Annotated in this window: 21 protein-coding genes and 1 tRNA gene; 20 read left to right on the forward strand and 2 right to left on the reverse strand. The window is 49.3% G+C overall.

The window, feature by feature from the left end; genetic code table 11:
• From grdB to LAJLEIBI_RS06785, 12 genes are all read left to right on the forward strand, one after another.
• Entirely contained in the window at nucleotides 1–1,311 is a 1,311-nt protein-coding gene (gene grdB, locus LAJLEIBI_RS06730) for a glycine reductase complex selenoprotein B (RefSeq protein ID WP_083790624.1), read from the forward strand.
• 70 nt (nucleotides 1,312–1,381) lie between these two features.
• Complete coding sequence (trxB, locus tag LAJLEIBI_RS06735) at nucleotides 1,382–2,326, forward strand: thioredoxin-disulfide reductase (protein ID WP_006443887.1); 945 nt, start codon at nucleotides 1,382–1,384, stop codon at nucleotides 2,324–2,326.
• Nucleotides 2,327–2,338: 12 nt separating this feature from the next.
• Nucleotides 2,339–2,656 (forward strand): thioredoxin TrxA, encoded by a 318-nt coding sequence (trxA, locus tag LAJLEIBI_RS06740; RefSeq protein ID WP_006443888.1) that lies wholly within the window; start codon nucleotides 2,339–2,341, stop codon nucleotides 2,654–2,656.
• Nucleotides 2,657–2,720: 64 nt separating this feature from the next.
• Nucleotides 2,721–3,191, forward strand: a complete 471-nt coding sequence (gene grdA / locus LAJLEIBI_RS06745; RefSeq protein ID WP_083790625.1) for a glycine/sarcosine/betaine reductase complex selenoprotein A — start codon at nucleotides 2,721–2,723, stop codon at nucleotides 3,189–3,191.
• Between the two features lie 57 nt (nucleotides 3,192–3,248).
• A complete protein-coding gene (gene grdC / locus LAJLEIBI_RS06750; protein ID WP_006443890.1) occupies nucleotides 3,249–4,787 on the forward strand; it encodes a glycine/sarcosine/betaine reductase complex component C subunit beta in 1,539 nt (512 codons plus the stop codon).
• 12 nt (nucleotides 4,788–4,799) lie between these two features.
• On the forward strand, nucleotides 4,800–5,954 hold the full coding sequence (gene grdD, locus LAJLEIBI_RS06755) for a glycine/sarcosine/betaine reductase complex component C subunit alpha (RefSeq protein WP_006443891.1): 1,155 nt from the start codon (nucleotides 4,800–4,802) through the stop codon (nucleotides 5,952–5,954).
• A gap of 151 nt (nucleotides 5,955–6,105) precedes the next feature.
• On the forward strand, nucleotides 6,106–7,062 hold the full coding sequence (locus LAJLEIBI_RS06760; protein ID WP_147570380.1) for an InlB B-repeat-containing protein: 957 nt from the start codon (nucleotides 6,106–6,108) through the stop codon (nucleotides 7,060–7,062).
• A 143-nt stretch (nucleotides 7,063–7,205) separates the two neighbouring features.
• Nucleotides 7,206–8,438 (forward strand): GNAT family N-acetyltransferase, encoded by a 1,233-nt coding sequence (locus LAJLEIBI_RS06765; RefSeq protein WP_006443893.1) that lies wholly within the window; start codon nucleotides 7,206–7,208, stop codon nucleotides 8,436–8,438.
• A 14-nt stretch (nucleotides 8,439–8,452) separates the two neighbouring features.
• Complete coding sequence (locus tag LAJLEIBI_RS06770) at nucleotides 8,453–8,905, forward strand: threonine/serine exporter family protein (protein ID WP_006443894.1); 453 nt, start codon at nucleotides 8,453–8,455, stop codon at nucleotides 8,903–8,905.
• A gap of 52 nt (nucleotides 8,906–8,957) precedes the next feature.
• Entirely contained in the window at nucleotides 8,958–9,698 is a 741-nt protein-coding gene (locus tag LAJLEIBI_RS06775; protein WP_006443895.1) for an SIR2 family NAD-dependent protein deacylase, read from the forward strand.
• A gap of 2 nt (nucleotides 9,699–9,700) precedes the next feature.
• Nucleotides 9,701–11,158 (forward strand): glutamate--tRNA ligase, encoded by a 1,458-nt coding sequence (gene gltX / locus LAJLEIBI_RS06780; RefSeq protein WP_149301909.1) that lies wholly within the window; start codon nucleotides 9,701–9,703, stop codon nucleotides 11,156–11,158.
• A 9-nt stretch (nucleotides 11,159–11,167) separates the two neighbouring features.
• A complete protein-coding gene (locus LAJLEIBI_RS06785; RefSeq protein WP_006443898.1) occupies nucleotides 11,168–13,009 on the forward strand; it encodes an ATP-dependent helicase in 1,842 nt (613 codons plus the stop codon).
• Here LAJLEIBI_RS06785 and LAJLEIBI_RS06790 read toward each other — a convergent pair.
• A complete protein-coding gene (locus LAJLEIBI_RS06790; RefSeq protein ID WP_040435178.1) occupies nucleotides 12,992–13,327 on the reverse strand; it encodes a DUF1292 domain-containing protein in 336 nt (111 codons plus the stop codon). The genes LAJLEIBI_RS06785 and LAJLEIBI_RS06790 overlap by 18 nt on opposite strands.
• 194 nt (nucleotides 13,328–13,521) lie before the next feature.
• On the opposite strand from LAJLEIBI_RS06790, the gene LAJLEIBI_RS06795 reads away from it, so the two are divergent.
• Genes LAJLEIBI_RS06795 through LAJLEIBI_RS06810 form a run of 4 tightly spaced genes read left to right on the forward strand, consistent with a single transcriptional unit; the run spans nucleotide 13,522 to nucleotide 17,490 of the window.
• Nucleotides 13,522–14,532, forward strand: coding sequence for a sugar ABC transporter substrate-binding protein (locus LAJLEIBI_RS06795; RefSeq protein ID WP_006443901.1), 1,011 nt, complete (start codon nucleotides 13,522–13,524; stop codon nucleotides 14,530–14,532).
• 15 nt (nucleotides 14,533–14,547) lie between these two features.
• Nucleotides 14,548–16,239 carry an alpha-amylase family glycosyl hydrolase gene (locus tag LAJLEIBI_RS06800; protein WP_006443902.1) on the forward strand — a complete coding sequence of 564 codons (1,692 nt, stop codon included), beginning with the start codon at nucleotides 14,548–14,550 and terminating at the stop codon, nucleotides 16,237–16,239.
• 2 nt (nucleotides 16,240–16,241) lie between these two features.
• Entirely contained in the window at nucleotides 16,242–16,904 is a 663-nt protein-coding gene (locus LAJLEIBI_RS06805; RefSeq protein WP_006443903.1) for a TraX family protein, read from the forward strand.
• Between the two features lie 28 nt (nucleotides 16,905–16,932).
• Nucleotides 16,933–17,490 carry a DUF5662 family protein gene (locus LAJLEIBI_RS06810; RefSeq protein ID WP_006443904.1) on the forward strand — a complete coding sequence of 186 codons (558 nt, stop codon included), beginning with the start codon at nucleotides 16,933–16,935 and terminating at the stop codon, nucleotides 17,488–17,490.
• Nucleotides 17,491–17,511: 21 nt separating this feature from the next.
• Here LAJLEIBI_RS06810 and LAJLEIBI_RS06815 read toward each other — a convergent pair whose 3' ends face one another.
• Nucleotides 17,512–18,393 carry a LysR family transcriptional regulator gene (locus LAJLEIBI_RS06815; protein ID WP_006443905.1) on the reverse strand — a complete coding sequence of 294 codons (882 nt, stop codon included), beginning with the start codon at nucleotides 18,391–18,393 and terminating at the stop codon, nucleotides 17,512–17,514.
• A gap of 224 nt (nucleotides 18,394–18,617) precedes the next feature.
• On the opposite strand from LAJLEIBI_RS06815, the gene ilvD reads away from it, so the two are divergent.
• The 4 genes from ilvD (at nucleotide 18,618) to LAJLEIBI_RS06835 (ending at nucleotide 25,238) form a co-directional block, all read left to right on the forward strand.
• Entirely contained in the window at nucleotides 18,618–20,288 is a 1,671-nt protein-coding gene (gene ilvD, locus LAJLEIBI_RS06820) for a dihydroxy-acid dehydratase (RefSeq protein ID WP_006443906.1), read from the forward strand.
• Between the two features lie 173 nt (nucleotides 20,289–20,461).
• Nucleotides 20,462–20,546: transfer RNA gene (locus LAJLEIBI_RS06825), tRNA-Leu, on the forward strand.
• A 204-nt stretch (nucleotides 20,547–20,750) separates the two neighbouring features.
• Complete coding sequence (locus LAJLEIBI_RS06830; protein WP_006443908.1) at nucleotides 20,751–21,674, forward strand: gp53-like domain-containing protein; 924 nt, start codon at nucleotides 20,751–20,753, stop codon at nucleotides 21,672–21,674.
• Between the two features lie 156 nt (nucleotides 21,675–21,830).
• Nucleotides 21,831–25,238, forward strand: coding sequence for a diguanylate cyclase domain-containing protein (locus LAJLEIBI_RS06835; RefSeq protein WP_006443909.1), 3,408 nt, complete (start codon nucleotides 21,831–21,833; stop codon nucleotides 25,236–25,238).
• Nucleotides 25,239–25,405 lie beyond the last annotated feature (167 nt).

The raw sequence follows: 25,405 nt of genomic DNA on the forward strand, positions 1-25,405 counted from the left end.
ATGAGCAAAATTAAAGTTGTACATTACATCAATCAGTTCTTCGCCAACATCGGCGGGGAAGAAAAAGCGGATTATCCGGCAGAGCTTCGCGTAGGTGAAGTGGTTGGACCGGGTATGGCGTTTAACATGAATTTTAAAGATGAGGCGGAGATCATTGCAACGATCGTTTGCGGAGATTCTTACTTCAACGAGAACCTTGAAAAAGCAAAGGCAGATATTCTTGCAATGGTAAAAGAGCAGGCTCCGGATGTGTTTATCGCAGGACCGGCGTTCAATGCGGGTCGTTACGGCGTTGCATGTGGCACTATTGCGGCTGCGGTTCAGGAGGAACTGGGCATTCCTGCGATCACAGGTATGTATGTGGAGAATCCGGGCGCTGATATGTTCAAAAACCAGGTATATATGGTCTCTACAAAGAACAGTGCTGCAGGTATGAGAGACGCAGTTGCCAAGATGGCTCCTCTTGCTCTTAAGCTTGCCAGAGGTGAAGCAGTCGGCGCTTCCTGTCAGGAAGGTTACATGCCGAACGGTGTCCGCGTAAATTTCTTCGAGGAAGAAAGAGGTTCAAAGAGAGCGGTAAACATGCTGCTTAAAAAGCTTGCAGACAAACCATTTGAGACAGAATATCCGATGCCGAACTTTGACAGAGTTGATCCGAATCCGGCCATAAAAGATCTTGCACATGCGAAGATAGCACTTGTTACCTCCGGCGGTATCGTGCCGAAGGGCAATCCGGACCATATCGAAAGCTCCAGTGCGTCACATTACGGAGAATATGATATTACCGGCGTTATGGACTTGACAGAAGAGACATATGAGACGGCCCACGGCGGATACGACCCGGTATACGCTAATGAAGATTCAGACCGCGTACTCCCTGTTGACGTACTCCGCGATATGGAGAAGGAAGGAAAGATCGGAGAGCTTCATCACCTGTTCTACACAACGACCGGTAACGGAACTGCGGTGGCATCATCGAAAGCGTTTGCCGCTGAGTTTTCGCAGAAGCTTCTGGCCGACGGTGTGGATGCCGTAATTCTCACCTCCACTTGAGGCACCTGTACTCGTTGCGGTGCAACGATGGTTAAAGAGGTCGAGAGAGCAGGACTTCCTGTTGTACATGTATGTACGGTAACTCCGATCTCCATGACAGTTGGCGCGAACAGAATCGTTCCGGCTATCGCAATTCCACATCCTCTTGGAAATCCGGCTCTGGATAAAGATGAGGAGAAAGCACTCCGCCGCCAGATCGTAGAGAAAGCACTTGATGCTCTTACGACAGAAGTTGACGGACAGACAATATTTGACTAGAGCATCTGACGAGGTCTTTCGGACCCGGTGCAGAATGATGTAACTTTAGTAATAAAGGAGAAATAGCAAAATGAGCAAGATTTATGATGTTATTATCCTGGGTGCAGGTCCTGCCGGTTTAGCGGCAGGACTGTATGCAGGAAGAAGCCGCCTCTCTACTCTTATCATAGAAAAGGGCCAGGACGGCGGACAGATCGCGATTACAGATGAGATAGAGAACTACCCGGGTCAGATCGTGGATGGTGAGTCCGGTCCGTCTCTCATCGCAAGAATGACGGAGCAGGCTGAAAAATTTGGGGCAGAGCGTATATCTGATACGATCACAGAAGTACAGCTTGACGGCGAGGTAAAGGTATTAAAGAGCGCAAAGGCAGAATATCAGGCAAAGAACATTATCATTGCCACAGGCGCTTATTCCAGACCGATCGGCTGCAAGGGCGAGGCTGAGTTCATGGGCAAGGGCGTGTCCTACTGCGCCACATGTGACGCCAATTTCTTTGAAGATTTTGAAGTGTATGTAGTCGGCGGCGGAGATTCCGCGGTTGAGGAAGCTATGTATCTCTCTAAATTTGCAAGAAAAGTAACCATTATCCACAGACGTAATGAACTTCGCGCCGCAAAGTCCATCCAGGAAAAGGCATTTGCCAATCCGAAGATCGATTTCTTCTGGGACAGCGTGGTTGAGGAAATATATGGGGATGACATTCTCCAGGGAATGATCGTCAAGAATGTCAAGACCGGTGAGACCCGCAAAGTTGAGGCGGATCCGGAGGACGGAATGTTCGGACTGTTCGGATTCATCGGCACGGTGCCGAATTCCAAGCTCTTTGAAGGCATCGTAGAGATGGATGAGAGAGGGTACATTAAGACGGACGATGACATGCATACGAATGTTCCGAACGTATACGCGGCCGGAGACGTCCGCATCAAGAGCCTGAGACAGGTTGTAACTGCGGCGGCTGACGGCGCGATCGCAGCGGTTCAGGTGGAAAGAAGCTTATCAGATTATTTTTAGGAGGTAGAGATCATGATCGATGTAACAAAGGAAACATTTGAAGAGGAAGTATTAAAGGCTGAAGGATATGTGTTTGTAGACTTTTACGGCGACGGATGCGTGCCGTGCCAGGCTCTCATGCCAAAGGTACACGAATTCGCAGACACATACGGGGACAAGATGAAATTTACATCCCTGAACACAACAAAGGCACGCCGCCTTGCCATCGCGCAGAAAGTATTAGGACTTCCTGTTATGGCAGTATACAAAGACGGTGAGAAAGTGGAGGAAGTCGTGAAAGATGACGCGACTCCGGAAAATATTGAGGCGATGATCAAGAAATATATCTAATTTAAGATAGTTTTCTTTATCATAAATACAACTAGCAACATACAAGAAAGGAGAAAGCATAATTATGGCTATTTTAGAAGGAAAAAAAGCAATAATTATCGGAGACCGTGATGGAATTCCGGGACCGGCTATCGCTGAGTGCGTTAAGACTGCCGGCGCTGAGGTAGTATTTTCATCCACGGAATGTTTCGTCTGAACGAGCGCAGGCGCAATGGACTTAGAGAATCAGAAGAGAGTAAAAGAATTTGCTGACGAATATGGTGCAGAGAACCTTGTAGTAGTTCTCGGCGCTGCAGAAGGTGAGGCTTCAGGCCTTGCAGCAGAAACCGTTACAGCAGGTGACCCTACTTTCGCAGGTCCATTGACAGGGGTCCAGCTTGGACTCAAAGTGTATCACGTTTGCGAACCAGAGATGAAAGAAGAGTTCGACGAAGAAGTGTATGATGAGCAGATAAGTATGATGGAAATGGTACTTGATGTTGATGATATCATTAACGAGATGACAGCCATCAGAGACCAGTTCTGTAAATTTTAAGTGTGTGGGGTGGTGTCACCCCACCACCCCGTATATTTAAAGAAAGGTGGAAAACCAATGAACAGTGTGATCAAAGGGGCCAGTTACGTATTGGTACATACCCCTGATATGGTTTTATATAATGGAACGACTCAGACAACTGAGAAGATCGTCAATCCGGATTCAGATTATTTAAAAGAAGTGCCGAAAAATCTCCGCTCCTATAAAGAGGCGGTTGAGTATTGGCCGAACCAGACATATATCGGCAACGTACATCCGGATGAATTAGCAGAGGTAGAGTTCCCCTGGTATGACAAGAAAAAAGAGGGAGCTGACCGTTTTGGCAAATACGGCGAGATCATGCCGCAGGAAGAATTTCTCTTCCTTGTACAGGCAAGCGATATGTTTGAAGTCGTAAGACTTGACAAAGAATTTGTCGCCCGGTACAAAGACGCGTTTGCCAGCAATCCTGTCATCTCTGAAGATATCGTTGAAAAGATCCACGAGGGTGTCGATATCAGCGAGATAGAGCATTTTGTAAGCGAAGAACATGCAGAAGGATTATATCACGATGGAAAATTAGTAGGCTGTGTAAAAAGAGCCCATGATATTGATGTAAACTTGTCCGCCCATGTGATGCATGAGAACCTTATGAGCAAGGCGTCCAGTGTTCTGGCACTGCTCCATGCGGTACGCAATGCAGGCATTGAGAAGGCGGAAGTAGAATATGTGATCGACTGCGCGGAAGAGGCGTGCGGCGATATGAACCAGAGAGGCGGAGGTAACTTTGCCAAGGCTGCCGCAGAAGTTGCAGGGCTTGTCAGCGCTTCCGGTTCTGATGCCAGAGGATTCTGTGCCGCGCCGGCGCACGCAGTGATCGAAGCTGCCGCTCTCGTAAAATCCGGGGCATACAAGACTGTAGTTGTCACGTCCGGCGGATGTACGGCCAAGCTTGGCATGAACGGCAAGGATCATATTAAGAAGGGTCTTCCGATCCTGGAAGACTGTCTCGGAGGCTTTGCGGTAGTTATCTCTGAGAATGACGGAGTGAATCCTGAGATCGATCTGAATATGCTCGGCCGCCACAGTGTGGGCACCGGTTCCGCACCGCAGGCTGTGATCGGAAGTCTTGTGACAGACTCACTTGACAAAGCGGGGATGAAGATCCCGGATATCGACAAGTATTCACCGGAGATGCAGAATCCTGACATCACAAAGCCGGCAGGAGCAGGTGATGTTCCGCTTGCGAACTACAAAATGATCGCAGCTCTGGCTGTAAAGCGCGGAGAGCTGGAGAAAAAAGAACTTGCCGCATTTACAAAAGAACACGGCCTTACCGGATGGGCGCCGACACAGGGACATATTCCTTCCGGCGTTCCGTATATCGGATTTGCGCGTGAGGATATCCTCAGCGGCAAGATCAGAAATGCCATGATCATCGGTAAGGGAAGTCTGTTCCTTGGAAGAATGACGAATCTTTTTGACGGTGTATCCTTTGTGATCCACGGCAACACCGCTGAGGCGGAAAGCGCAGCTTCGGGAGTGTCAGAAGAGGAAGTTAAAGGACTCATTGCGAAAGCTATGAAAGATTTTGCCGCGACCCTGATGGCAGAGTAAGGGGTGGTGAATATGGCAGATAATATTGAAAAAATGATTGCCTCCACCTTTATGGAGATGGCAGAAGGTCTTGAGACCGGAAGTTTTGGAAAGAAGCCGAAGATCGCGCTGACAGGCATGGGAAGCGAACATGGGGAAGAGAATTCCATCGCGGCAGCGGCGGCAGCGGCAAGAGAAGGTATCGATGTATATTATATCGGTACGCTGGAAGCAGAAGGTGTTACGACAGTCAAAGTGGCCGACGAAGACGAAGGCCATAAGAAGATGGAAGAACTCCTGAAGAATAAGGAAGTGGACGGTGCGGTGACCATGCACTTTCCGTTTCCGATCGGTGTATCCACTGTGGGGCGTGCGATCACACCGTCAAAGGGCAGAGAGATGTATGTCGCGACAACGACAGGAACGTCCAGTGCCGACCGTATCGAAGGAATGATCAAAAATGCCATCTACGGTATCATAGCAGCAAAGACATGCGGAAATGCAGATCCGACAGTAGGTATCCTCAATGTGGACGGTGCCCGCCAGACGGAGATCGCTTTGAAACAGTTAAAAGAAAATGGATATGATATTACATTTGCCGAATCGGCCAGAGCTGACGGAGGATGCGTGATGAGAGGCAACGACGTGCTCCAGGGCTCACCGGATATTATGGTGTGTGATTCTCTGTCGGGAAATATTCTTATTAAGATGCTTTCCTCTTTCACAACAGGAGGAAGCTATGAGGCATCCGGTTATGGTTACGGCCCTGGAATTGGAGAAGGGTACGACCAGCTTGTGATGATCATTTCCCGTGCTTCAGGGGCTCCGCTCATCACCGGGGCGATCCGTTATGCGGCGCAGCTTGTCAGAGGCAAGGTGTTTGAGGTGGCAAAGAAAGAGTTTGAAGCTGCCAACAAAGCCGGGCTGAAAGATATACTTGCCGCCAGAAAAGCGTCTGAAAAGCAGACGGGAGATTCCGAGGAAGTATCAGCGCCTCCGAAAGAGCCGGTCACATCCCAGATCGCGGGAATTGAGATCATGGACCTTGAGGACGGCGTGAAAGCGCTCTGGAAAATTGGTGTCTATGCAGAGAGTGGTATGGGCTGTACAGGACCGATCATCCTTGTCTCAGATGCAAATCTTGTGAAAGCAGAGGAAGAACTCAAAAAAGCGGGATTTATTAATTAGATCATCCCTTAAAACCACCAGATTGTTTTATAATATGGAAAAGTGGCATCTTGCATGTGGCGAGATGCCACTTTTCATTTCTTCTTTCCATGCCTTATAATGAATTGAATGTGAGGTGTTAATAGTGGAAGATGTATTGACATTGCGGACAGTGGGAAGGAGAACCAGGATCTCAGCCGGACATATTACTGCGGTGATCCTTCTCATACTGTTCGTATGCTGTCTGTATATTATCGGTCTGGGACAGGCGGTGCCGGGGACGGTTTCCTCCGGCCTGGAAAATGTAGAAGACACGGATATACAGATGCCCGGACCGCGTCCAAAACAGCCTGATGTAAAACCTTTCAGGCGGATCCTGGACCATCCGGAAGAGATAGGCATTGTGATTCTTCCTGGAAAAGAACCGGCAAAAGACCGTATGAAAGATATGGCGGCTGCGGATAAGCTGAAGCCAGATAAGGCCGGTTCGCAGGACAGGCCGGTCACAGTTCCGGGAAGTTCAGCAGCAGAGGAGGAAGTACCGGATGACGGCACCGGTGTTTCAATATCTGTACATGTGACGTTTCATGGAAACGGAGGCACGCTGTCCGTGACGGAAATGACGCTGGAGGAATATTATCTGGACCTTTCTGCCCTGGAAAATCCGAGAAGACTTGGCAAAGAATTTGACGGCTGGTATATAGATCCTTCGTGTACCACCGCGTTTACCGGCATTGAGGAAGGCCAGACGAGGGTGGACCTGTACGCGGGATGGAAAGAGATCACTACTTATATATGCGACGACAGAGGCTATATAACCGGATACAGTGACGCGGCCGCGGTTGCGGATGAAGGCACCATTATCCTGCCGAATTCCCCGGACTGTCTCGGAGTGGAGGCAGGCGCTTTTGCCGGGCTGGAGTATGAGATATTTGAAGTGTTCATTCCTCCCAACATAATTTATATCGCGCCGGGAGTGCTGGAATCATTTCCCTATCTGATGTATATAGAAGTTATGGCCGGGAACCCGGCATTTTACAGCGACGGAGGCGTACTTTATAAAGCAGACGGGACACTTTACGTCTTTCCGGCGGGAAGAGACAACTGGGGAGCAGGTGATAATGATTAGTTCTGCATGAGTGGACAGGAAAGAGCCGGCGGCCGAAAATGACCGCCGGCTCTTCAAATTTGGATTTTGTGAAAGATTCTCTGTAATTTTTGCGCCGCTGGTGATATAATAGGCTGGATCAAATAATTGCAGGGGAAATATGTATGAATATCAGACAGATCACAGAAGACAAAAAAGCATATTTGGATCTATTACTGCTGGCGGATCCACAGGAGAACATGATCGAGCGTTATCTTGACGGCGGAGAGATGTTTGTGCTGTGCGACCGGGAGCAGGTAATGACCGTAGCGGTGGTGTCCGTGCTGAAGAACCGGAAATGTGAGCTTAAAAATATAGCGACCAGGCCCGAATATCAGGGCAAGGGGTATGCGAGATATATGATCCATTACCTGTGTGAGCATTACAGCAACCGGTGCGACACGATGTATGTCGGTACGGGCAACTGTGCCAAGAGCATAGGGTTTTATGAGAAATGCGGGTTTGTAAACTCTCATATAATCATGAACTTTTTTATAGACAATTACGATGAGCCGATATATGAAGACGGAAAGCTGCTGACGGACATGGTCTACCTCAAAAAGTATCTTGATTCTGAAGTGGATGTAAAGAAGGTAGTGAATCTGGCCCTTGAAGCGGGACGGATACTTCTGAAAAACGGCGGTGAGATCTTCCGCGTGGAAGAGACGATCACGCGCATATGCAACCGATTCCATGTGGAAAAAGTCGATATTTTTACGCTGAGCCACGGTATATTTGTCAGCGCTGAAAATGGGGTGCAGGAGGCTTACACGAAGGTGAAGCACGTTCCTTTGTCGGCGCCGCACCTTGGCATCGTAGCGGAAGTCAACGATCTCTCCAGAGAGATCTCGGCCGGCCGGGTCGGTGTGGATGAAGCGCTTAAGAGGCTGGAAGAGATCGATCATATGCCGCCCAAGCGCGGCTATTTTCAGATACTGGCCGCCGGAGCCGGAAGCGGTTTCTTCGGATTTCTGCTCGGGGCGTCGGCGCTTGAGAGCGTGATCGCTTTCTGCATCGGCTGTCTGCTTTATATGTGGGTACTCGCCGGTAAGCGGCATCATATGTCAAAGATCATCATAAATATTGCCGGGGGCGTGATCATCACTGCATTGGCCATAGTGGCAGTGCATCTGCCTTTTCCGGAAACAGTCAGGCTGGAGGGTATGATCATCGGTTCTATAATGCCTCTTATCCCTGGGGTCGCATTTGTCAATGCGATCCGCGATATCGCAGACAGTGATTTCCTCTCAGGCACGGTGCGGATGATAGATGCTCTGCTCGTGTTTGTATATATCGCCATAGGAGTGGGCATCACACTTAGTATCTATAATAATATGTTAGGAGGGCTGGCGCTTTGATACACGACATATTTATGAATGTAGTCTGCCCGTTTATAGGAACGATCGCGTACGCGGTGCTCTTTAACGTACCGAAGAGGTATTACTTAAGCTGCGGCATGACCGGGACGGCGGGATGGCTTGTGTTTGCCCTGTCGGGCGCTTATACGTCCTCAGCGGTGGCGGCGTTTCTGGGGGCGCTTGTCGTTGTCCTCATCTCCAGAATGCTCACGGTAAAGATGAAATGCCCCATTACAGTCTTTCTTGTATCAGGCATCTTTCCGCTCGTGCCCGGCGCAGGTATCTATTATACGGCCTACTATCTTGTGACGAACCAGCTGTCCCTCGCTGCCCAGAAAGGCCTGGATTCCATAAAGATCGCGTTTGGGATCGTCCTTGGAATCGTGTTTATCGTCTCCGTACCGAGAGAATTTTTCCAAGTCCGTTACTGGAAGGAAAGAAGGACCGGAAAAGGTTGGAGCAAATAGGAAAATATGGTACAATAAAAGTACGATAAACGGCAGGAGGGAGGGCAAGCATATGTTAGGAAAGACATTATTGGATATATTGAAGGAGAGCAGATACACGACAGTTTTAAGCGGATTTGGAATGCTGCTGGAAAGTGGATATCCGGCCATCAGGGACGGGGATGAGTCATACGACGTTGAACTGAAGTACGGTTATTCAGTGGAAGAGATATTCAGCAGTTCTTTCTATTCTACAAGAAAAGAACAGTTCTATGAATTTTACCGCAGCGAGATACTGAAGATGCTGGAAAAGCCGCCTGGAAAATGCTTTTATGAGATGGCGGAGCTGGAGAAGAGAGGTCTTATCCAGTCCGTTATCACGAGACGTATCTACGGACTTCCGCAGAGGGCCGGCTGTAAAAATGTCATCAACCTTCACGGCAGTGTGTATGATAACTATTGTCCGCACTGCGGTAAGGAATATCCTGTAGAATATATCGTCAATTCCGCAAGGATTCCGCTCTGCGAAGTGTGCAGTACCCCGATACGCCCGAGAATATGCCTGTTTGGAGAGATGGTCGACAACCGTATCATCACAAAGGCGGCGGAGGAGGTCAGAAAGGCAGATGTGCTGCTCGTTTTGGGGACCAATCTGAAGACCTATCTGTGCAGCCAGCTGATCGACTACTATGAAGGCGATAAGCTCGTTCTGATCAATCCGGAAAAGCATTTTTCAGATAAGCTTGCCGATGTGGCCGTACATAAGAGTGTGGAAGACGCACTCGGAGAAATACTAAAAGAATTAGGAGAATGATCATGAGTAAAGTAAGAACAAGATTTGCACCGAGTCCTACCGGGAGAATGCATGTAGGAAATTTGAGAACAGCGCTCTATGCGTATCTGATAGCCAAGCATGAAGGAGGAGACTTTATGCTCAGGATCGAGGATACGGATCAGGAACGGTTTGTGGACGGTGCGCTTGAGATTATTTACCGTACGCTTGAGAAGACCGGGCTCGTTCACGATGAGGGACCGGATAAGGATGGAGGAGTGGGCCCTTACGTACAGAGTGAAAGAAACGCCTCCGGGTTATATATGAAATATGCAGAACAGTTGGTCGAGCAGGGGGACGCGTACTATTGCTTCTGTGACAAAGAGCGCCTTGATTCCCTGAGGAGCAGGGTGTCGGAATCCGGGACAGAGATCGTAACGTACGATAAGCACTGTCTGAACCTCAGCAAAGAGGAGATGGAGGCCAACCTTGCCGCCGGCAGGCCGTATGTGATCCGGATCAATATGCCGGCAAAAGGCACGACTACGTTCCACGACGATATATATGGGGACATCACGGTGCCGAATGAGGAACTGGATGATATGATCCTCATGAAGTCAGACGGCTATCCGACTTATAATTTTGCAAATGTGATCGACGATCATCTTATGGGGATCACCCACGTGGTGCGGGGCAATGAATATCTGTCATCCGCACCGAAATATAACCGTCTGTATGAAGCGTTCGGATGGGACGTTCCGACTTATGTCCACTGTCCGCTCATCACGGATGAGAACCATAAAAAGCTGAGCAAGCGCTGCGGGCATTCCTCCTATGAGGATCTGCTGGAGCAGGGATTTGTGTCAGAGGCGGTCGTCAACTATGTGGCCCTGCTTGGCTGGTGTCCGGAGGATAACCAGGAGATTTTTTCACTGGATGAACTTGTGAAGGCATTTGATTACCGGCATATGAGCAAATCTCCGGCTGTATTTGATGTTGTGAAGCTTAGATGGATGAACGGCGAATATCTGAAGGCCATGGACTTTGACAGGTTTTATGAGATGGCAGAGCCTTATATCAAAGAGGTGGTCACGAAGGATTATGATCTGAAGAAGATCGCGGCGCTGGTAAAGACGAGGATCGAAGTATTTCCGGATATCAGAGAACAGATCGACTTCTTTGAGGAGCTTCCGGAATATGACACGGCCATGTACTGTCACAAGAAAATGAAGACAGATGAAGAGAAGTCTCTGGAGGTACTAAGAGATATCCTGCCGGTTCTTGAGGCGCAGGATGATTTCAGCAACGATGCTCTGTTTGCGGCGCTGAAAGGTTATGTGGACGCGAAGGGCTGTAAGGTCGGGTTCGTGATGTGGCCGGTGCGTACGGCGGTGTCCGGCAGGCAGAACACTCCCGGCGGCGCCACGGAGATCATGGAGATACTCGGGAAAGAGGAATCTCTTAGAAGAATCCGCAGAGGAATCGAATTATTAAGCAGATAAGAGGTATATATGGGGTTAAACAGTGCTCAAAGTAAGGCGGTCGCCCATCACGACGGACCTTGTATGGTCCTGGCAGGTCCCGGTTCCGGGAAGACACTCACTATTGCAAAGCGAATAGAATATCTGATAAGGAAGCATAAGGTAAGGCCAGAAGAAATTCTGGTCATTACCTTTACTAAATATGCGGCTAATGAGATGAAAAGCCGGTTTTTGGCCGTAATGAAGGAGCCGCTTGCAGTCACCTTCGGAACGTTCCACGGCATTTATTACGGAATACTGAAGTGGGCATATGGAATCGGACAGAGCAATCTGCTCACAGAGGAGGAACGTTACAATCTTCTGAGACAGATCGCTTCCGCGTCACATACGGACGAAGCGCTCACAGAGGAAGAGGAGAAGGACTATTTAAAAGAACTGGCGGCAGAGATAGGGAAGATAAAGAATGACCGTCTGGATATCCGCGCGTATGAGTCGGAGAGGTTCGGCAAAGAACGGTTCCAAAGCATATACCGCGATTATGAGGATGCGAAGAAAAAGTGGAATAAAATAGATTTTGAAGACATGCTGCTGCTCTGCTGCCGGCTGTTTTTGGAGCGCCCTGATGTACTTGAAAAGTGGCAGCGGAAATTCCGTTACATCCTTGTGGATGAATTTCAGGATATCAACCAGGTGCAGTATGATGTGCTGCGTATGCTTGCGGCTCCGGAGGACAATCTTTTTGTCGTGGGTGACGACGACCAGTCTATCTATGGATTCCGGGGGGCCAGGCCCGGGATCATGGCGGAGTTCAAAAAAGATTATCCGCAGGCCGGCCAGATACTCCTGGACGTCAATTACAGGTCTACTTCCCATATTGTTAACGGGGCGCTCAGAGTCATCGGGCATAATCAGAAGAGATTCAAAAAGGCAGTCCGTTCCGGGAAGAAACAAGGGGAGACGGTCCACGTGCAGGAAGTAAAGGATTCTGTAGAAGAGGGCGCGTATGTTGTGGGACAGATCCGGGAGCTTGTACGGCAGGGGGTCCCCTTAAGCGGGATCGCTGTCCTGTACCGGACGAACCTGGACGCCAGGGCGCTGTCGGAGTGCCTGATGGAATATCAGATCCCGTTTTGTATGAAGGAGTACATGGATAATATATATGACCACTTTATCGCAAGAGACATAAGCAGTTATTTTCATCTTGTGCTCAAGGAATTCGAGCGCACGTATTTCCTGCAGATCGTGAACCGTCCGAACCGGTACATCGGAAGGGACAGTATGAGCGGGGAACCGGTGACGTTTGAATCGCTCCGCCGTTTTTACTGTGACAAGCAATGGATGATGGACCGGATCGACCAGATGGAGTGGGACATAAAGATGATGGAGAACAAATCTCCGTATCTTGCGATCCAGTATATGAGAAAAAGTATCGGCTATGACGAATTCCTGAAAGACTACGCGGCATACAGACAGATCCCGGCAGAGGAGCTTTTTAAAGTGCTCGATGAGATACAGGAACTCTCCAGAGGCTCCGGGACGATCGGTGAATGGTTCGCACATGTGGAAAAATACGGGGCCATGCTGAAAGAGCAGAGAAAGAAAAGCAGAGAGACAAAAGAGAGCGCCGCCCTGATGACAATGCACGGCTCAAAGGGGCTTGAATACGACACGGTATTCATTATCCAGGGAAATGAAGGGGTAGTTCCATACAAGAAGGCAAAAACAGAAGACGAGATAGAAGAGGAACGCAGACTTTTTTATGTGGCCATGACGAGGGCAAAGCGGAAACTCATTATCAGCTATGTGAAAGAAAAAAACGGGAAAGAAGCAGCTCCCTCCCGTTTTGTAAATGAATTATTCCTCAATGTCTGATTCGTCGAATTCCTGTGTGTCCAGCCATTCGTCAAATGCGTCTGCGGCGATCTCATATTCATCGTCATCTTCGATATTCTCCAGTTCCGGTTCTCCCGGAGCTGTTTCTTTATAGCGGTAAATGTAAACATCGCCCTCTTCGCTCTCTCCGTTCTCGTCCAGCGGAAGGAGCGCGATATATTCATTTTCACCAGCCTCATAAATGGTGAGGATCGCACAATTCACCACTTCATCATTATCAAGAGTCAAGGTGACCATAGGTGCTTCGTCATGTCCGCAGCAGTCATCATGTCCGCAGTTGTGTTGCTGTTCGCTCATAGTTTTATCTCCTTTTATATACCTAATAGTTATCTTAGTTTCAAGATACTTTTACTGTACCAAAGGAACGTACAAAAAGCAAGGGAGTTTTTGCCAATGGCGGGCACATGTGAAAAGTGTAGCCAAAACAGCGAAAATGGTGTAAAATATATCTGTGCGTTTGAAAAAATAATGCATAAGGAGGATAAAATCTTATGATGAAGAGGAGAATGTTAAGTGTTATTGCGGTGCTGCTTATCTGCATATTCGCATTGTCCGGCTGTAAAAAGAATGTAGGTACGCCGGAAGACAATGCGGTGAAAGATGAGGAAGCCGATGAAGATACAGACGGAGAAGATGAAGATGCTTACGTGTTCGGCTTTTCCGTTATTGATATGCAGAACCCTTATTTTATAACGCTGGAGGGCGCAACGAGAGAGGCTGTGGAAAGCGGGGGCTACCGTATGATCACGAAGGACCCGGCTTCGGACGCGGCGGCGCAGGCAGCACAGATCCAGGAGATGATTGCCGAAGGCATCGATGCGGTCTTTCTCTGTCCGGTAGACTGGGAAGAGATAACGGACTCACTCAAGGCGCTGAAAGATGCGGGGGTCAGGATAATCAATGTGGACAGCCAGGTGAAAGAGATGGAGTACGTGGACGCCTACATAGGTTCTGACAACCACAACGCCGGATTTATATGCGGGGAAGATCTGATCGAGAAGCGGCCGGACGGCGGGAAAATCGCCATTCTGGAATGCCCGACCCAGAACTCGATCAACGACCGTATCACGGGATTTGAGGAAGCTATCGCAGACGCGGAAAAGGGATTTGAAGTTGTGGCGAGAGAAGACACCGGCGGTGAGTTTGACAGGGCGCTCGAGGCGGCCGAAAAGATTCTGAAGGAAAACCCGGACATTACGGCGATCATGTGCGGCAACGACCAGATCGCGGTGGGCGCCATGACGGCGGTGAACCTGGCAAAAATGGAAGACGTCATCATTTACGGCGTTGACGGCTCCCCGGATATAAAGAAAGAGTTTAAAAAGGCAGGCTGTCAGATCGCCGGAACCGCGGCCCAGTCTCCGATAAATATGGGAAAGACGGCGGCCAAAACAGGGATCAGTATTCTGAAGGGCGAAGAATTCGAGCGGGAAGTATACGAAGAAGTATTTATGATAAACAAAGATAATGTGGATATGTATGGAGTAGATGGCTGGCAGTAACAGGAAGGGCAGAATATGAGAGCAGTTGAGGGGAAACCATTGCCGTTGGGCGTTACAATCACAGAGAGCGCAGTTAATTTTTCCGTCGCGGTGCCGGAGGGCAGGACATGCAGTCTTCTGTTATATGAACCGGGAGGCTGTGAGCCATACTGGTCGGTACCGATGGAGCAGTCCGCCGGTGAGGTGCGTTTTACCGCGCTGGAAGGTATAGAGGCAGGCGGCCTGGAATATAATTATATGTTCGATGAAGAGATCGTGGTTGACCCTTACGCGGGGGCGCTCGCCGGCAGAAGTGTATGGCACAGAGAGTGTGATATACAGAAGCATGAGGTGCGGGGGATCGTCCGGACAGAAAGTTATGACTGGGAGGGGGATACACCTCTTCACATTCCGTATAATGAAGTGACTGCTTACAGTCTTCACGTCCGCGGCTTTACAATGCACAGTTCATCAAAAGCGCGCCATAAGGGGACGTTTGCCGGGGTGGCGGAAAAGATACCGTATCTGAAGGAGCTTGGGATCAACCAGATCCACTGTATGCCGGTCTATGAGTTTGAGGAGTGCATGCAGTACACTAATTACTGGGGATATGGAGACGCGTTCTTTTTTGCACCGAAAAGCGCCTATTCTGTTTCCGGCGACGGTGTGAGTGAGCTGAAGGATATGGTGAAAGCGTGCCACAAAGCCGGCATTGAAGTTGTTCTCGAGATGCCGTTTACGGATAAGACGCCGAAGCAGCTGATGGTAGAATGCCTCCGCTATTATATGCTGGACTACCACATTGACGGCTTTATCCTGAACCCGGCGGTGGCTCCGATGGAGACGCTGTACGGGGATCCCATTCTGAAAAAAACGAAGATCATGAGACACGACATGGGCTTTCAGACTGTCATGCGCCGTTTCCTGAAAGGAGACGAGGGCATGGTGGGAGAGGTTATCTACTGGCTTAGACACAATTCCCGTCCGGACGGGATATTTAACAGTATAACCTGCCACAACGGATTCACGCTCAATGATCTCGTATCTTACGACGGGAAGCACAATGAGGCAAACGGTGAAAATAACCAGGACGGGCCGGATTATAACTACAGCTGGAACTGCGGGGCGGAAGGGCCGAGCAGGAAGAAGGCGGTGAATGAACTGCGCAGAAGACAGATGAGAAATGCGTTCTTTCTGCTGCTGCTCGCACAGGGGACACCGTGTATTCTCGCGGGGGATGAATTTGCCAATTCCCAGAAAGGGAACAATAATGTCTATTGCCAGGATAATCCAACCGGATGGCTCGATTGGAATAAGGCGGCAAAGGAACAGGAATTGTTCCATTTTGTAAAAGAACTGATCGCTCTCAGGAAGAAGCATCCGGTCCTGTACCCGCCGAAAGAGGCAGAAGGTACCGATATGCTCTGCTGCGGCATGCCGGACGTATCGTACCACGGGGAAAATGCATGGAAGGTGCCTTCAGAAGTATCCAGCCGGCAGTTGGGGGTCTTTTATTACGGGGCATATGCGGACGACGAGGACTGCTTCGTCGTCTATAACATGCATTGGCTTCCCCACACATTTGCGCTTCCGTCTCTTGCGAAGGGAAGGAAGTGGTATGTGGCCGCCTCCACGGAGGACGGCGTACTGGCGGACTATAGATCATTAAAGAACCAGCGGCTTCTGGAAGTGAAGGAGCGTACAGTGATATTGCTGGCGGGGCGGTAAATATGGAATGGATTCGTAATAAGATCGGGCTGACGTCGTTTCAGCTGAAGTGTATCGCTATCATATCCATGGTCATTGACCATACCGGAGCGATACTGTACCCGGACGAGATGATCTTCCGCTATATCGGCCGGATCGCTTTTCCCATCTTCTGTTTTCTGCTTGTCGAAGGATTCTGCCATACGGGCAATGTGTACCGTTATATGAGAAGAATGCTTGTATTTGCCTTTGTGTCGGAGATACCTTATGATCTGGCGTTTCAGGGCAGGATACTGGAATTTGGCCATCAAAATGTGTTCTTCACACTGTTTCTCGGCGTTATACTGATGTGGGCGCTGCAGAGGGCGGGAGAGTGGCCGGAGAAAGCGGCGGAAATAGTGCTTGTAATGTGGATCGCCGGAATCCTCAAGACAGATTACAGCTATACGGGGATCCTGCTGATCGCGGTGTTCTATCTGCTTAGAGACGGGTTATGGATAAAGCTTGCCGCGGGTACGGCATGGTGTTTTATCTGGAACGGTTTTGTGCAGAAATACGGCGCTCTGGCTATGATTCCGGTCGCCCTGTATAACGGGGAGCGGGGAAGGAGCATGAAGTATTTCTTTTATGCGTTTTATCCGCTGCATCTGCTCATACTGTATGGGATCAGCAGATGGATGATATAGTTTAGTACGTGGAAGTGGAGTAAGAATTATGAAAGCATGGCAGCATTTTTGTACGATCAATCACCATAAGATGCTGGTGATGAAACAATGTTTTAAGGTTGGACTGTATAAGCAGGGTCTGCTGCACGATATGTCAAAATATACGCCTTCGGAGTTCCTCGTGGGCTGTAAATATTACCAGGGAACGAGAAGCCCGAACAATGCAGAGCGGGAAGCTACCGGATATTCTTCCGCGTGGCTGCACCATAAAGGGAGGAACAGGCATCATTATGAATACTGGATCGACTACAGTGCCGATCCAAAAGAGGGGATCGTTGGCCAGAAGATGCCGACGCGGTATGTGGTAGAGATGTTCATGGACCGGATCGCGGCGTCCAAGACTTATATGAAGGAGGCCTACACAGACGCCCATCCGCTGGAATATTATGAAAAGGGAGCTGCAAAGCTCGGCAGGATGATCCATAAAGATACGGCGGCGCTTCTCCATCATCTGCTGAAAATGCTGGCGGAAGAAGGCGAGGAGAAGACATTTGCATATATAAGAAAAGAGATCTTAAAAAAGAAAAGAAAAGGGAAGCAGCGGTAAAAATTCCGCCGCTTCCCTTTTTTAGCCGGCGCTGTTCTTGAGACTCATGCTCCATTCCTCCACATAGTCGAGAAACTTAAGTGTGGCCGGTGTGGGCGGCGCGTCTTTCGGACAGGCGACGCCGAGTATGCGGGAGTAATGCTCCGTAAATGAACGTGTGCACACGTCAAAAGGCGCATTGTACAGGAGGAGCCGGGGCAGTATCGTGATGCCGAACCCTTTTTCCACCATTTTGAGTGTGGCAAAGTCTTCATTGAGCCTGTAGCGGATCCTCGGCTTTATGTCATTCAGTTTAAATATATTGCCGGTCTCATAGTCAAGCCCGTCAGAGGAAAGGACGAAATTTTCGTTATTGACGTCCGTCAGAGACACAGCTATCTTTTCAGCCAGCGGATGCGTCTTGGGAGTCACAAGCATGAGCTCGTCGTTTCCCATGGGGATAAAGGGCAGCTCCGGGACGCTGTAGCGGGATACGAAGATGCAGTCCAGCCTGCCGGCCTGCAGCATCTCTTTCAGCGGGTTAAAGCCGTCCACAGTCATCTCAAAACGGATATTCGGATACAGCCCGGAAAATTGCTTTAATATATCAGGAAGCCAGTGGTAGGAGATGCTCTGGATCGTGCCGATGCGGATGTAACCGCTGTCCAGGCTGGTGAGGTTTGCGGCGATCTGCCGGATCTTCTTCTTTTCCCGGCAGATGACTTTCAGCGACGCAATGATCTCCTCCGTGTTCGGCATTAGCTCCATGCCGTGTTTTGAACGCTTGAACAGGGGAAAACCGAGTTCTTTTTCAAAATTCTTGATGGCCTGGCTGATGGCAGACTGGGTATAGTTCAGGCTGGCGGCAGTTTTCGATATGCTGTGAGTGTCACATACGCTTATAATGATTTCATATTTATTCATGGCAGCTCCTTTATATTAGTAATTTTAAAGTCTCTGTTCACAACTGCTTAAGTCCGGAACGAAAAATACGCCTTTTCTTCAGGTATAAGAGAAATTGAACACAGCCTTAAGTAAAGCTGGCTTTTATATCGGGACTTGTTCCTATATTATAAACATAAATGATAAATTATTGTCAAGCAAGTTATAAACAGAAGCAATAAACAAATGTAAGGAGGAATCATATTATGGGAACAGAATTCTGGAACGGGGCGGAAGCAGCCCACAGAAGAGTGATGATGAAGGCGGCAGGCTATTCTGACAAGGACATCAGAAAGAAGCCTCATATCGGTGTGCCGAACTCTTATATGGCAGGTTCTCCGGGGTCCGCACATCTGCGTCAGATCGCGGAGGCTGTGAAAGAAGGGATCTGGGCGGCCGGAGGCGTCCCGGTTGAGTTCGGCATCCCGGCTACGTGCGGCAACATAGCCAACGGCGCTGAGGAACTGAAATACGAGCAGGTAGGCCGTGACATCGTTGCAATGAGTGTTGAATTTGTCACGAGAGTACATAACTTTGACGGTCTGGCAATGATCGCTTCGTGCGATAATATCATCGCCGGGTGTTACCTGGCCGCAATGCGTCTGGATATCCCGTCCATGATCGTTACAGGAGGATCCATGCAGCCCGGGCAGTACTGCGGCAAGACGGTGGTGGAGGCAGATCTGGATGCCGCGCGTTTTTCCGGCGCAGACGAGGAGGCGCTTATGGACATGGAAGACAATGTATGTCCGTCCTTCGGCGCATGCCCGTCCATGGGAACGGCCAACACGATGCAGATGCTCGGTGAAGTGCTCAATCTTGTCCTTCCGGGGACGTCTACAATACCGGCTTCCGACAATGCCAAGCTGAGAAAGGCGAGAGAGGCAGGCATGTATGCGGTGGAGATGGCAAAGGCAGGGAGAAAGCCGTCCGAGCTCATCACAAAAGAAGTGCTGCTCAATTCAATCATGTTCGACATGGCGGTTGCGGGTTCCACCAACGCGGTGCTTCATATTCTGTCTTACGGCTATGAGCTTGGGATCGAACTTACGCTGGAAGACTTTGAGAAATATGCAAAAGAGATTCCGTGCATCAATGCGGTCGTGCCGAGCGGTCCGTATACCGTGGTGGATTTCCATTATGCCGGCGGTGTTATGAATGTGATGAAAATGCTGGAGAGCAAGCTGTTTACTGACGTGCCGGGCATGTACGGAACTTCCTGGGCAGAGATGCTCGCAAAAGTGAAACCTCAGGAAAACAAAGTCATACATTCTCTGGAGCGTCCGCTGTCCCAGGAGCCGGGGCTTAAGATACTGAGGGGAAATCTCTCGCCGAACGGCGCTATTGTACGGCCGACAGCGGTGTATGAAGAAGTGAAATACATGAAAGGCAAAGCGAAAGTATTTGAGGGAGACCGCGCCGCGTTTGAAGCTATCCAGGCCGGCGAGATCGTGCCCGGTGATATTATTGTCATCCGTTATGAGGGATGCAAGGGAGCTCCGGGTATGAAAGAACTGATGCTCAGCATAGACGCCCTGATCGGACTGGGACTGCACAAAAGTGTAGGACTGATCTCCGACGCAAGATTTTCAGGCTTCAACTTCGGCGCGATCATCGGTCACGTGTCTCCGGAAGCTTACGACGGAGGCAATATTGCTCTCGTGGAAAACGGCGATGAGATCGTCATCGATATTCCGGGAGGAGAAGTATCCATGCTTGTATCGGATGAGGAGCTGGAAAGAAGAAGAGAAAAATGGGTATGTCCGCCGCTCAAAGAAGAAAAGGGCTGCCTCAACATTTACGCAAAGATGTGCCGTCCGGCAGAAGAAGGCGGAGCAATGCAGCCGTGGGGGCTTGATGCCAGATTTAAGAGGTAATGCACAGTCGTTCCGGGGAAATCCGAGAGGGGGTGTCCCTGGGACGGATCACCGGATTTCCCTGTTTCCGGGAGAGGGCAGAAAGCGGGAAATAAAAAGATAAAAAAATTGAAAAAATTTGTTGACATTTAGGCCAAGTCATAGTAATATATTCTTCGGACGGTTTAAGTCATGCGGAAGTGTCGGAACTGGCAGACGAGCAAGACTAAGGATCTTGTGAGCAATGCGCTCGTGTGGGTTCAAGTCCCATCTTCCGCAGTTTGTTGAAAACACCGGATACCACTGATATCGTGGTATCCGGTGTTTTTTGTTTGAAATTTATATCAAATAGGTCAGAAATGGGGCAGTATTATGACAATAAATGACAGTATGCAAATTACTAAAGAAGATTAATGAGAGTCCCTCTTTGTCCCGATAGCAGCTGATAAGATACAGTTATCAAATTACAAGGAGGAATACAAAATGGAAGAAAACACAGGCTTCATACCGGAGATTTATATCGGTGAAAATGGGAACTGGTTTATCAACAACTATGACACAGGAGTTAAGGCAAGAGGTGACGATGGTATCACGCCTCATATCGGCGCCAATGGAAACTGGCACATCGGTGAAACAGATACACAGGTGCCGGCTACAGGTCCAAAAGGCGACAAAGGGGACACCGGTCCAATGGGGCCGCAGGGATTAACGGGAGCTGCCGGTCCACAGGGGGCCACTGGTCCGCAAGGCCTGACCGGCCCGCAGGGTCCCACCGGAGCCACAGGTCCGCAGGGAGCCACGGGGTCAAAAGGAGATACCGGAGTTGCCGGTCCACAGGGACCAACTGGTGCTACAGGACCAAAAGGCGATCCGGGTATAGCGGGGCCACAGGGAGCAAAAGGCGACAAGGGAGACGCTGGTGCCGCCGGCGCACAAGGCCCGCAGGGACCAAAAGGTGACAAAGGGGAGCAGGGTCCGGCAGGACCGGTGAATATCGTGAACAACCTTGACACGACAGAAGAAGGCTACGCGCTGGATGCCAGACAGGGGAAAGAACTGGGGGATAAGGTTACAGATTTGGAGGGCAGATTGTCTTCATATATCGTGGACTCCCGTATCGTGAATGGAATAACATACGAAAAATGGTCAGATGGGAGATTGCGCATGCACGGAAAAGGGACTTCTTCGAGCCAGGCGTTTGCAACTATTACGTTCCCTGTTTCATTTATAAATACTCAGTATCATATGGTTGCTGTTGCGGAGTATTATTCGTCTTCTTACATTTCTTTTTTATGCAGCGTACAGCCTATCAAACCATCATTCGGTTATGTCTATACAAGGCAGCATAATGGAGAAGCTATTTCGGGAGTCAGCTTTCATTGGATAGCTGAGGGACGCTGGAAATAATAGTATTTGGAGAGCTTGGAAACAGGCTCTCTTTTTATTATGCTTATTTTGGCGCCATTTGGGTCGATAATCATATAGAATATCACAATCTGATAACCGGCCGGACTTTTTCACAAGGTAAGAATAAAACGGCAGGTGCAGGGAGGAGTTTGGCGTATGAAAGTTTTAAAATCATTGTCAGAAGAAAATTTACAGTCTAATATAGAGTCCAGCATGTTTATAATGGAACTTGGCAGCGAAAAATGTTTCTGGTCGAAAGGTTTTTTACTGGCAATGGAGCCCCCGAAAAAGAATGAGAGCCCGGAACATTTTTTCGCCTCCGTTTTGCATGAAGACGATATCGGCCGTTTTATGCGGGATTACCGTAAGATCGCAGATGGAACGTTTTGCAGCTGCGCAAATTCATACCGTATGAGGGATATGGGCGGATGTTATCAGAACATGAGCGTTAAGCTGTGGACGGCAGGTGAAGAGTGTACGGAAACGCGTAAATACCTGGCGGGTATCATAGCAGAGGCGGACAATTACGGCAATCTTGATCCGGTCACATTGCTTCCCAACAATTACAGTTTCAGAAAATATCTGTACGAGGAAGTGAAGAAAAAGGAAAACTGGGCGGTCATCATGCTCGGTATCGACGATTTTACCAATATAAACGAACTTTTTTCTTATTCTACGGGGAATCTGCTCCTGCAGGATTGTGCCAGACGCATACAGCAGCTTCTGCCGGACAATGCCGGTCTGTTCCGGCTGGACGGGGACGGCTTTGGCGTCGTTTTGTACGGCTGTGATGAAGAGGGCGTGAAGGCGTGGTATGAAGAACTCAAGAAAAGCTGCATAACAGAGAAGTTCAATGCCAAGGGATACAAATTCTTTCTGACCATATCGGGCGGTTCGTGCTGCTTCCCAAAGGATGGGAATGACTTTGAGACTATTTACCGCAACGCCAGCAAAGCGCTGCAGACGTCCAAGAAAAACGGCAAGAACTGCCTTGTAGTCTACAGTGAGGAACTGGCTGAAAAGGACAGGCGCAAGGCAACGCTTTTGTCTGCTCTGCGGGAGTCTGTCGTGCTCGGCTTTAAAGGATTCTATATGGTATATCAGCCGATCGTAAGCGCGGAGAACCAGACGCTGGTCGGGAGTGAGGTGCTGCTGCGGTGGGACAGCCCGTATTTTCCCGAGGAGGAGATATCTCCGGTTGAATTTATTCCCGTGCTGGAGGAAAACGGCCTGATGCTGGAGACGGGGAGATGGGTGCTGGAGACCGCGATACGGCAATGTGCCGAATGGTGCAGATACAAACCGGATTTTCAGATGAATATTAATGTGTCCAGTCTTCAGTTTGAAGTGCCGTCATTTAAATACCTGTTAATGGAAATGCTCACGGAATATGAAGTGAAGCCAGCCAATATAACCTTGGAGCTGACTGAGAGCGGAAAAGTGAAGGACCCGCTTGTTTTAGGCAGACAATTTGACTTTATCAGAGGACAGGGCATCCATATAGCGCTGGATGATTTCGGGACGGGGTATTCTTCCCTGGAGATACTGAGACTTCTAAGCGCAGATGAACTAAAGATAGACAGGTCGTTTCTGGAGCGCATTTCCTATGACGTCACAGACCAGGCTCTGCTCTCTACACTTGTCAGCCTGAGCCGCAACATGAATATGGAAGTGTGTGTGGAGGGGATAGAGAACAGCAAGATGGAAAAGCATGTGTGCAGTCTGAATCCGGATCTGCTGCAGGGGTTTTTATACAGTCATCCGCTGAGGGCAAAAGATTTTGAGGCGAAATATTTTGACGGAATTCCCGTTGACAGACAGACGAGAACAAGTTCCCGTCCGGAACACAGCCAGAGTCTTGTATATGCGTCGTTCCGTCCCGCACAGTCCATGAGTTCCCAGGAGATGATCGACAGCGCCTATGCAGGTATTTTCCAGGTAGGCATGGACGAGGAATTTTCGCTTCTTACGTGCAATGAAGGATACCGGCGGATGCTCGGTTATACGGCTCAGGAGGTGGAAAAGAAATTTAAAAACCATGCGCTTGGGCTTGTTCATCCGGATGATATAAAATACGTGAATGAGGAGATACGCAGGCAGCTCGGTGAAAGTGATACTGTTACAATCGAGTTCCGGGTCGTCAGAAAAGACGGAACACCTATCTGGATCGTGGGTACAGGCAATGTATATCACAGCAATGACGGCAGCGCAAGCCTCGTGGTCGTCATCATCAACAATGATGAGAATAAACGCAGGCAGCTTAGCATGGAGAGAGAACACGCGATGTCGAAAAACATTCTGAACAATCTCCCGACCGGTGTAAAATGCGTCCGGTTCGATGCAGACTTTACAATAGACTACATTTCAGACAGCATGCTAGGTCTCACAGGATATACGAGAGAAGACATCAGAGAACTGTTTGATAATAAATACATCAATCTGATCTATGAGGAAGACCGTGCGGCGGTGACAAATGACATTCTTGAACAGCTGAAGGTGAGCAATGTCGTCACGATGCGGTACCGTACCCCGTGCAAGGATGGGCGCTACATCTGGCTGGAGACCATTTCAAAACTGTGCGAGGCGGGAGAGGACGGCATTCAGCGGGCCTATTCCATGGTGATGGATATCACGGATAACGGTGAAGAGAAGAAGGATACAGACAGAGGGCTTAAGATCGCCAACCGGTATGAAATGGTTGCCGAACAGCTGGGAGAATACTTTATGGAGTATGATTTTGACAGCGACAAAGCAGTGTTCTCGGATAATTTCAACCGTGTATTCGGGTATCAGGGGGAAATATCTCTCGCCGAATTGATGACGAGGGTGCATGAAGAAGATATTCCTGAGCTTCAGAAAAGAATCGATGAGGCGAAGGGCGGAACGCGGCCGGATTCTGTCGAACTGAGGCTGTTTATCCCAGGTAAGACTTACCGCTGGTTCTCAGTCACAATGACGATTCCGGAGAAATTCGGCGATAAACCTATGACGGTTCTGGCAAAGCTCACAGACATTGACGAGGAAAAGAAAGAGATCGAACAGCTGCGTTTAAAATCCCAGCACGATTCCACCACGGCTCTGCTGAACAAGGCCGCCACGGAGGATCGGATACGCGCCCTGCTTGACGGAGCCGGCCCCGATGAGCATTATGTGTTCTTCATGATAGATATTGACCATTTTAAGCGAGTCAACGACATGTACGGACATTTTACAGGTGACGAAGTGCTCCGCAGTCTGGCGCAGCGCATCAGAGGCCGTTTTCGCGGGGAAGATATCATCGGAAGGATCGGCGGCGATGAATTTCTCGTCTTCATGTCTTACAGCGGAGATATACAGGAAGTGATCAGTAAGGCAAGGCTGCTCGTAGATGTGCTTCATCAGCCGATCCAGGTGGACGGTGAGACTGTAAAAGCGACAGTGAGCGTCGGTGCGTCCTGCTATCCGGAGGACGGAAAAGATTTTTACAACTTATACAGAAGAGCTGACAGCGCGCTCTACCGGAGGAAATCAATGAATCGGGACGGTTTCTGCCTTGCGGCCAGGTTTGAACCGCCGGCAGAGTAAGATGGCAAAAACATATATATAAGCTTCAAAGCGGAGGACATACAATTGAGATATGTCTTCCGCTTTTGTACTGCCTCTCGTACCGGGCGGAATAATCCGCTTAAGATGCGGGTATGTTAGTAATAAAAATGCGAAAAAAGAAAAAGACGAATAATTCTGATGAATTA

The organism is [Clostridium] hylemonae DSM 15053 (assembly GCF_008281175.1).
Classification (GTDB): domain Bacteria; phylum Bacillota; class Clostridia; order Lachnospirales; family Lachnospiraceae; genus Extibacter; species Extibacter hylemonae.

Excerpts from the sequence above, each read along its gene's own strand:
- trxB (WP_006443887.1), top strand. The coding sequence starts at position 1,382 with ATGAGCAAGATTTATGATGTTATTATCCTGGGTGCAGGTCCTGCCGGT.
- trxA (WP_006443888.1), top strand. The coding sequence starts at position 2,339 with ATGATCGATGTAACAAAGGAAACATTTGAAGAGGAAGTATTAAAGGCT.
- grdC (WP_006443890.1), top strand. The coding sequence starts at position 3,249 with ATGAACAGTGTGATCAAAGGGGCCAGTTACGTATTGGTACATACCCCT.
- grdD (WP_006443891.1), top strand. The coding sequence starts at position 4,800 with ATGGCAGATAATATTGAAAAAATGATTGCCTCCACCTTTATGGAGATG.
- LAJLEIBI_RS06765 (WP_006443893.1), top strand. The coding sequence starts at position 7,206 with ATGAATATCAGACAGATCACAGAAGACAAAAAAGCATATTTGGATCTA.
- LAJLEIBI_RS06770 (WP_006443894.1), top strand. The coding sequence starts at position 8,453 with ATGAATGTAGTCTGCCCGTTTATAGGAACGATCGCGTACGCGGTGCTC.
- LAJLEIBI_RS06775 (WP_006443895.1), top strand. The coding sequence starts at position 8,958 with ATGTTAGGAAAGACATTATTGGATATATTGAAGGAGAGCAGATACACG.
- gltX (WP_149301909.1), top strand. The coding sequence starts at position 9,701 with ATGAGTAAAGTAAGAACAAGATTTGCACCGAGTCCTACCGGGAGAATG.
- LAJLEIBI_RS06785 (WP_006443898.1), top strand. The coding sequence starts at position 11,168 with ATGGGGTTAAACAGTGCTCAAAGTAAGGCGGTCGCCCATCACGACGGA.
- LAJLEIBI_RS06790 (WP_040435178.1), bottom strand. The coding sequence starts at position 13,327 with ATGAGCGAACAGCAACACAACTGCGGACATGATGACTGCTGCGGACAT.
- LAJLEIBI_RS06795 (WP_006443901.1), top strand. The coding sequence starts at position 13,522 with ATGATGAAGAGGAGAATGTTAAGTGTTATTGCGGTGCTGCTTATCTGC.
- LAJLEIBI_RS06800 (WP_006443902.1), top strand. The coding sequence starts at position 14,548 with ATGAGAGCAGTTGAGGGGAAACCATTGCCGTTGGGCGTTACAATCACA.
- LAJLEIBI_RS06805 (WP_006443903.1), top strand. The coding sequence starts at position 16,242 with ATGGAATGGATTCGTAATAAGATCGGGCTGACGTCGTTTCAGCTGAAG.
- LAJLEIBI_RS06810 (WP_006443904.1), top strand. The coding sequence starts at position 16,933 with ATGAAAGCATGGCAGCATTTTTGTACGATCAATCACCATAAGATGCTG.
- LAJLEIBI_RS06815 (WP_006443905.1), bottom strand. The coding sequence starts at position 18,393 with ATGAATAAATATGAAATCATTATAAGCGTATGTGACACTCACAGCATA.
- ilvD (WP_006443906.1), top strand. The coding sequence starts at position 18,618 with ATGGGAACAGAATTCTGGAACGGGGCGGAAGCAGCCCACAGAAGAGTG.
- LAJLEIBI_RS06830 (WP_006443908.1), top strand. The coding sequence starts at position 20,751 with ATGGAAGAAAACACAGGCTTCATACCGGAGATTTATATCGGTGAAAAT.
- LAJLEIBI_RS06835 (WP_006443909.1), top strand. The coding sequence starts at position 21,831 with ATGAAAGTTTTAAAATCATTGTCAGAAGAAAATTTACAGTCTAATATA.